8 protein-coding genes are annotated in these 7342 nt (G+C 38.1%); 6 read left to right on the top strand and 2 right to left on the bottom strand.

Translation table 11 applies throughout. The features are described from left to right. Nucleotides 1–108: 108 nt before the first annotated feature. Complete coding sequence (locus CXF70_RS15565; protein WP_101803420.1) at nucleotides 109–627, bottom strand: helix-turn-helix domain-containing protein; 519 nt, start codon at nucleotides 625–627, stop codon at nucleotides 109–111. A gap of 214 nt (nucleotides 628–841) precedes the next feature. Between CXF70_RS15565 and CXF70_RS15560 the strand changes: the two genes are divergently transcribed. Genes CXF70_RS15560 through CXF70_RS15540 form a run of 5 tightly spaced genes read left to right on the top strand, consistent with a single transcriptional unit; the run spans nucleotide 842 to nucleotide 5001 of the window. Beyond that, nucleotides 842–1093, top strand: coding sequence for a PLDc N-terminal domain-containing protein (locus tag CXF70_RS15560; protein ID WP_101803419.1), 252 nt, complete (start codon nucleotides 842–844; stop codon nucleotides 1091–1093). Continuing rightward, complete coding sequence (locus tag CXF70_RS15555) at nucleotides 1068–1958, top strand: ABC transporter ATP-binding protein (protein WP_101803418.1); 891 nt, start codon at nucleotides 1068–1070, stop codon at nucleotides 1956–1958. The genes CXF70_RS15560 and CXF70_RS15555 overlap by 26 nt, the downstream gene beginning before the upstream one ends. Beyond that, nucleotides 1955–2722 (top strand): ABC transporter permease, encoded by a 768-nt coding sequence (locus CXF70_RS15550; RefSeq protein ID WP_101803417.1) that lies wholly within the window; start codon nucleotides 1955–1957, stop codon nucleotides 2720–2722. Before CXF70_RS15555 ends, CXF70_RS15550 begins: the two co-directional genes overlap by 4 nt. Before the next feature lie 19 nt (nucleotides 2723–2741). Continuing rightward, nucleotides 2742–3455, top strand: a complete 714-nt coding sequence (locus tag CXF70_RS15545) for an ABC transporter ATP-binding protein (RefSeq protein ID WP_101803416.1) — start codon at nucleotides 2742–2744, stop codon at nucleotides 3453–3455. After that, the gene (locus CXF70_RS15540) at nucleotides 3448–5001 is read left to right on the top strand and encodes a hypothetical protein (protein WP_101803415.1); all 1554 of its coding nucleotides are present in this window, start codon (nucleotides 3448–3450) and stop codon (nucleotides 4999–5001) included. Before CXF70_RS15545 ends, CXF70_RS15540 begins: the two co-directional genes overlap by 8 nt. 360 nt (nucleotides 5002–5361) lie before the next feature. Here the strand turns inward: CXF70_RS15540 and CXF70_RS15535 are convergent, their stop codons facing one another. After that, nucleotides 5362–5820 carry a hypothetical protein gene (locus tag CXF70_RS15535; protein WP_101803414.1) on the bottom strand — a complete coding sequence of 153 codons (459 nt, stop codon included), beginning with the start codon at nucleotides 5818–5820 and terminating at the stop codon, nucleotides 5362–5364. Between the two features lie 770 nt (nucleotides 5821–6590). Between CXF70_RS15535 and CXF70_RS15530 the strand changes: the two genes are divergently transcribed. Beyond that, nucleotides 6591–7340, top strand: a complete 750-nt coding sequence (locus tag CXF70_RS15530; RefSeq protein WP_101803413.1) for a gluconate 2-dehydrogenase subunit 3 family protein — start codon at nucleotides 6591–6593, stop codon at nucleotides 7338–7340. Nucleotides 7341–7342 lie beyond the last annotated feature (2 nt).

The raw sequence follows: 7342 nt of genomic DNA, 5'->3' as shown, positions 1-7342 counted from the left end.
AAGTTGGCTTCCCTCTTCCTTTCTTATATTTGTTTTTAAAGAACTTCCGATAACGTCATCACATGTAAACAAAGTTTTAAAGAATAATTTCTCTTCAAAGAAGAGATGTTACGGAATAATCACCATGGAAATCGTCCGATCCTTTCCTTCTTTATCCTCTTTTCTATTATAGTACTTTTCCATTAATGTGCTTAATTCCGTCTGAAAATCATCGAATAAATCATCTGTTAAGTTCAATTTCACTAAGGAAAATGTCGCTTGATCTTGAGAATTTTCGGTAACTCTATTCTCATGATAATCCTTATAATTTTGTAAAATATACATAAAAAAATAAGTTACAAACTTTATTTTATCGCCGTAAGAGGCAGACTGCCAATCTTCTTCGCTAATCTTATAAGCTTGAGTATTCAGGGCATACAGCTTTTCTTCAACTTTTCCAATACGATTTATGCCAACGACTTTCAATAAATCATCATCAACCATTGAGTTTACGTGTCTGTATAATGTCGCTTGCGATACTTCTTTCAATAATTTATTCAATTGCATAATCGATAACCCTTCATCGACATCTATTAATTCCAAAGCTATTTTGAACCTGACCTGGTTTTTAAATAAATCAAACTCCATCTATTTCGATCTCCTTTTTATTCATGCTTAGTAAGCTATTTATTAGTCTTTCTTCCAGATTACCAACCTCTTATAAACATCCATATCAGGATTTTCTTACAATAAAAAATGAGATTACTCTTTAATTTATTTTTGAGTATACATCTAAAATACAATAGAGTTGTTGACTTTTCAATTATCATTATTGATAATGATAATTGAAGGAGTGTTTTATATGAATACAGATATGACTGTTCTACTTGAAATTGATTGGCCGCAGATTCTTCCTTTTGTCTTGCCAATTATTTTATTTAACTTATTACTGATTGGAGTCGCGCTCTATGATTGGTTCAAAAGAAAAGATCTGATTGTCTCGCCATATATTTGGCTGGTCACCATTACATTGCTCCAATTGCTCGGACCGATATTGTATTTAGTGATTGGAAGGAGAATGATCCGAAATGATTACAGTGGTGAAGCTTCATAAGACGATCAAAAAAAGAAAAATCTTGAGCGATGTCACCTTCTCGATTGCAGAAGGCGAGTGTGTCGGTTTATTAGGTCCGAACGGCGCCGGAAAAACGACGCTCATTAAATGCATGACTGGAATTCTGCAGCATGAACAAGGGAACATTACATTCAATTCCAACCCTATCGTGCAGCACAAGAAAAATATTGGCTATTTGTCTCAGCATACGGACTTCAAACCTTGGATGACGTGTGAGGAATCGCTCTTTTTCTTCGGAAAATTGTCAGGCTTGGACAAGACATTTTTAAAGGGGAATATTTCAGCGGTTTTAGAAGAAGTCGGGCTCAAGGATAAAGGAAATTACAAAGTGGAACAATTATCTGGCGGCATGAAACAGCGGCTCGGGATTGCTCAGGCCATTTTGCACCAACCGCTGCTGCTGATTTTGGATGAACCGGTTTCTGCGTTGGATCCGATCGGCAGGAATGAAGTGAAAAAATTGATCGCTCGCTTAAAGAAGCGAACGACCATCATCATTTCGACACATATATTGGACGACGCCAGCGAGTTTTGCGACCGGTACATCATCATTAAAAATGGAATGATTGTCGGAAACATAACCGAAGAATTTCAGAAATCAGACCGTAAACAAATTCTAGTTAAGATGGGAAATGTCCCGCAAACAAGTGAAGCATTGAAAAGCTCTGAGGTCGAACGCGTTGAATGCCTATCACCGAACACCTTTCTTTTGACGGGAGCTGTAGAATTGGATTTACAGAAAGTCGTAAACGACTTCGCTGCAAAAGAAATGGATATTACATCCATTGAGTTTTATGAAAGAGGGATAGAAGAAATTTTCCTGGAGATGGTGTCGGACACATGACAAACTTTTATACATTAACGTGCACTGAATTAGTAGAAGCTGCAAAAGAATTTAAGTTCATCTGGTTATCACTATTTTTCGTGATCTTGGGCATTACTCAACCGCTGATCACTAAATACATGGACGTTATCCTCGAAAATGTTGGCGGCGCAGATGGGATCACCATCGATCCGAACCGGCCAGTGCCAAGTTCTGCTGAAGTTCTCCTGTCGACCATTTCCGGCCAATTCAATCAAATCGGACTCATCATCTTGATTATTAGCTTCATGGGGCTGATTGCAGCCGACCGTAACAGCGGTATGCAAGATTTCATATTGACCCGTCCTGTTTCGCTGCGCTCCTACCTATTGTCAAAACTAATGGGACATTGGGTAATCAGCATGTTCAGCATATCCATTGGGGCAGTCGTTTCCTATGGTTACACCATTTTCTTATTCGGTTCTTTCTCTTTTTCAAACTTTTTCCTGTTTCTGCTGTTGTACAGTTTATGGATCCTCTTCGTCGTGAGTCTGGCCATCTTGATCAGCACCTTTGTCAAGAGTCCCATCCTAATCGCCGTTACGACAATCGCCGCTTCTATTTTCTTTATTCTGATCAAGGGGTTCAACCACTTCTTGTTCCAGCTGTCCCCAGGCGGCATCTTAAACCTCGCGGAGAACCAGTTGCTGTCGGTCCACGACTCCAATTACTTCAGTATTGCAACTTGTGTGGCATTCATTTTACTTAATCTCTCATGGGCCAATATGAATCTCAAAAAGTCTTAATTGAAGGAGGCTAGTTCAAATGTTATCGATAAACAACTTGACCAAGTTATATAAAGGATCTGAAAAAGGCATTAGAAATTTAACCTTGGATTTGGTGGAAGGCGATATTTGCGCCTTCATCGGCATGAACGGAGCTGGAAAAACGACTTCCATCAAATCCATCGTGGGTATTCATAGCTTTGATCAAGGCGCTATTGAATTAGATGGCGTGAGTATAGAGAAAAACCCACAAGAATTTAAACATATGGTCGGTTACTCTCCCGACACTCCTGTGCTCTATGGGAACATGACGGGGTATTCGTACCTGGAACTGATTGGAAGCATTTATCAAATTGACAACGAGACGATAAACGAACAATTGAACACCTTGCTGAAAAAGCTCAATTTCGGTAGTGCTATCCATGATTTGATTTCTACTTATTCGCATGGCATGAAACAAAGACTCGTTCTTATTTCAATCCTTATGCATAATCCAAAGCTAATCATATTGGATGAACCCTTTGTCGGGCTAGATCCGAACGCCACTTACTTTTTACAGGAAGAAATGAAAAAACGGGTAGCTGAAGGATCCATTGTGTTGTATTCGACCCACGTTTTAGAAGTAGCGGAAAAGCTATGCAATAAAGTGGTCATGATCCACAACGGCGAAGTGGTCGTCAATGATACGATGATCAACCTATTGTCTGAGAGCAGCTTGGGCGAAAAATTCAGGAGCATCACAGCACATGAGTAAGCTAATTCAATTGCAAAAGTATATCTTGGCAAATGATTTTCAGTTTTCCAGATTGGAATCATCCAATAACCAGGACGACCGAAAGCACGCTGTTCTTACGTTGGCAGGCTATTGTGCCGCTGTTGTTATGGCCATTGGATATATTGTCTATATCGCTTTTGATTTGTACATCAACGAAGAATCCATGTTATTTTTTCCGATTCTTTCGTCTATTTTGTTTTGGGCCTTGGGGTTCTGGACCATCTTAAGCAGCATTAAAAAAATGATTTTTTCTTCAGATACTGAACTTATTTTCAGCCTGCCTATTCCATTATGGCAAGCCAAGCTCTTTAATGTAATCAAACTCATGATTCTTTATTTACTCATTACTGCAATAGCCGTTTTTGCTGGCATCTTGTTGCATATGTTCATTCTTCCCGACTTCTGGTTCGTTCTATTATCCAGTCTTATCCTTGTAGTGATACTTCCTTTACTAGTTATTACAACAACATTCATCATTTCATTAGCAGTAAAAATTCTTCTTAATTTTTTAAGAATCCATAGTAATGTGATCGAAGCTTTGCTTATATTCTTTTTATTCCTTTCACCTCTTTTATATATCACATACAACTCTGCGTCATTGAATTACAAAGACATTTTTTCTACTAGTTCCCCACTCTACTTGTTCGGCATCATTAGCAACTCTACCTCAGAATTCGGATTCTTTTACTTGCTGAGCTTGCTAGCAATAACTCTCGTTCTTGTTCTCATAACCGGATACGTATTTACTAAAAGATATGCTTTCTTAGTTGCAAGCTATTCTACTTCGTCAAAAAGGAGAGCACGTGATTCTAGCACGGTTTCTTCCAATAGTTCATTTAAATGTCTATTCTCAAAAGAGCTGAAACTTTATCTATCATCTATTACCTATGTCAGCAATACAGTGCTTACACCGGCTTTATTACTCATTGGCAGCCTGGCTTACTTGTTCAATAGTTCCCCTCTTTTGTATGACACTACCTTGGAACTGTCCTTTATCACGTTATCAAGCAAATATATCTTCATTCTATTTACGACTGTATGTATTCTTTTGACCACAACCACTTCATCAAGCCTATCTTTTGAAGGCCAAAGCATCTGGATTTTGTTGACGTCTCCCCTCCCTTTAATGGACCTTGCAAAAGCCAAAATTGCGTTAAACATGATGCTTTTTGTGCCAGGATTAGCTTGTGCTATTTTGGTCTATACTCAAAATTTCAGTTCATCGTTATTGGATTCACTGCTCTTCATTTCTTTTACAATCACAAGTTTATTGCTTATTAGCATCACTGGCTTCTTTGTCAATTTGAAATTCCCAAATTATAACTGGTCCAGTGAGATGGAAATAATCAAGCAGGGTAAATCCACTATAATCATCGCTATTATCAGCACAGGTCTCATCTCAATTACGGCGATTTTAATCACACTGGATTTCAATTTTACATTCCATCTTCTCTTATTGGTCAATGTCTGCATAATTTTATTCTTAATTTATAAGCTAAGGGGAAGCTCATTACTTATGGAATAAAGGAATGAGCTCCACCACGTATGAATTAAACAACATCTCTTGAACAGTTGGCACCAGAAGCTTTGGCGTCGTTTTCCTGTTAATGCAGCTCTTGGAAGATGGATTTTGAATTTGTTGTTTCTTCTTTCTTCCCATTAATCGAATGGTTACAGGCATTGGTTACACTCATTGTTGGTGTGTACTAAATAGAAGGGAGACATTCAGAAATCACCAAATGTCTCCCTTCTATTTTGCAGCTTCCGATAACGCTATGATATGTAAACTGATTCAATGAAGAATAAAAATAAGCACCCCATTTTTATGGAAGTTCCATTTAGTAATAATGTTTATACCGCTAGAGCCCCATCAGCTACATATGGCTTACAGCATATCCATAAAAGACAGGACATGTTCTTTCACTTTTTCTTTCTCTTCCGTTGTCATATCCTCTAATCTAAAATGTTCAATACTTTCATCTGGGGTTAGGATGGTTGATGGTTCCTGAATTTCCTCTTTGCGTTCTTTGCCATCTTCGGCTTTGGTAATATGAGATTTATCAAATTTTGAATGGATAATTTCTGTTCGTATATAATTTCCTTCCGTATCATAAAAGTCCTCAATCGCTTTAATATCTGTTTCCACATGGTTTTCACTTGTTTCTGTATTGGTGATTGCATTTACTTTCTTATAACCCGTTCTTTCGGAAAAACCTTCATCGTTTTCCTCCAATATTTCAATAACGTATACCTCAATATGTTGCGTTTTCTCCACATTACCGCAGGCACCTAAGATAAAAACGGATACCAGCAATAAACCAACTATTAAAAAAATCCTCTTCAATTTTATACCCCCTTTATTAAGAAATTTTTCCACAAAGACAAATATGCTTATTACAAATTTCTGCCACATTAGTTGAACAAGCAACCTTTTGATTCTGAACGTTTAATTTTAATATACTTGAATTTCAACTTAATAGATAGATTATTCTGGAAATAAAACCGTTCGTAAAAGTACACTTACACGAACACGAACGAAAAAAGAAGAGACTTTCTATCAAGTCTCTTCCCTGCCGATAATCCCTCATATGTTAACGGAGATGCATTCCAAAGTCGCCACATGAAATTTTGGCGGCTTTTGATGATTTTAAAAATATACGTTTTAATTAAGTGCAGCAGCCTCGGATTTTTCCGTCTCTTTCAGGATCTGTTCTCCTCATTCGGCGTTTTCAATATTTATGCAGCAATTTAATATTTCTCCCGCTTCCTCTGTTTTTAACTCCTCACAACAATTTCTGATTACTTGCAATTCTTTCTGAACATCTTCTATCGATGTTCCTCTAGCATGAAGCAATTCACTCTTTTGCTTGCTGAGTCATGAAAATACACCTCCCTAAATTTATGTTATTTTTCAAACCTCTACCTTGCTATATTCTTAGATAAACACTAAATAAAACTTACTTTGTTTGATTTACAAGTAAGTATTAACGGTCTGGAAAGTCCCAAGGACTCTGAGTTGTGAAATTGCCTCAATTTATAAGATTAAACCTAAAGTAATAGGGTAACAGATAATTATAGTTGGAATTTTTAGTTTTTTAAAAGGAGGATAAAAAGATGGCGAAAGATAAAAATAATTTTTCCAGGCGCGACTTTTTGAAAACCTCAGGTATAGCCACCGGAGCATTAATTGGTGGCGGGGTAATCGGTGGTCTCATTGGGGCGAACACTAGTCAGGACATTGCGACGCCTAATACCCCAGCCCACGGTGATGGTGAAGAAGGGTCAGCCGGCGGCGTCAGAGGGTTGATGTTTTTTAAAAACAATGCTGAATTTGAAATTCTTGCACAAGCTACAGAACGGATTTTTCCGGAAGATGATTTAGGCCCAGGAGCAATCGGCCTTGGGGTGCCATACTTTATCGACCGGCAATTGGCGGGAAGTTACGGCGAAAATTCGAAAGAGTATATGCAGCCTCCTTTTTTTACTGGAGAAAGAACACAAGGCTACCAAAGCCGGCTTAGAAGAAATGAGATGTTCCGACAGGGTGTGCAAGTAATGCAGTCAGAAGCGAAAAGCCGGTTTAATGCCAATTTTGTCGATTTGGAAGGCGAGCAGATGGATGAAATATTGACAGCTTTTCAAGAAGACGAAATTCCAATGAAAGGGACATCTTCTCTGTTCTTCTTCCGGCTTATGCGGCAGGCTACACTAGAAGGAGCTTACGCAGATCCTATTTATGGAGGGAACCAAAACATGGAGGGCTGGAAAATGAAGGATTTTCCCGGGCATCAAGCAGCTTACATCAATGAAATCGAAAATGAAGACTTTGTAGAAATTGAACCACAGTCGCTTGGTATGGATTAGAG

It is taken from the genome of Planomicrobium sp. MB-3u-38 (genome assembly GCF_002836425.1).
Lineage (GTDB): Bacteria > Bacillota > Bacilli > Bacillales_A > Planococcaceae > Planococcus > Planococcus okeanokoites.
Note: the sequence above shows the minus strand (reverse complement) of the source record. Positions and strands in the feature narration are given on the sequence as shown.

Excerpts from the sequence above, each read along its gene's own strand:
- CXF70_RS15550 (WP_101803417.1), top strand. The coding sequence starts at position 1,955 with ATGACAAACTTTTATACATTAACGTGCACTGAATTAGTAGAAGCTGCA.
- CXF70_RS15560 (WP_101803419.1), top strand. The coding sequence starts at position 842 with ATGAATACAGATATGACTGTTCTACTTGAAATTGATTGGCCGCAGATT.
- CXF70_RS15545 (WP_101803416.1), top strand. The coding sequence starts at position 2,742 with ATGTTATCGATAAACAACTTGACCAAGTTATATAAAGGATCTGAAAAA.
- CXF70_RS15555 (WP_101803418.1), top strand. The coding sequence starts at position 1,068 with ATGATTACAGTGGTGAAGCTTCATAAGACGATCAAAAAAAGAAAAATC.
- CXF70_RS15530 (WP_101803413.1), top strand. The coding sequence starts at position 6,591 with ATGGCGAAAGATAAAAATAATTTTTCCAGGCGCGACTTTTTGAAAACC.
- CXF70_RS15540 (WP_101803415.1), top strand. The coding sequence starts at position 3,448 with ATGAGTAAGCTAATTCAATTGCAAAAGTATATCTTGGCAAATGATTTT.
- CXF70_RS15565 (WP_101803420.1), bottom strand. The coding sequence starts at position 627 with ATGGAGTTTGATTTATTTAAAAACCAGGTCAGGTTCAAAATAGCTTTG.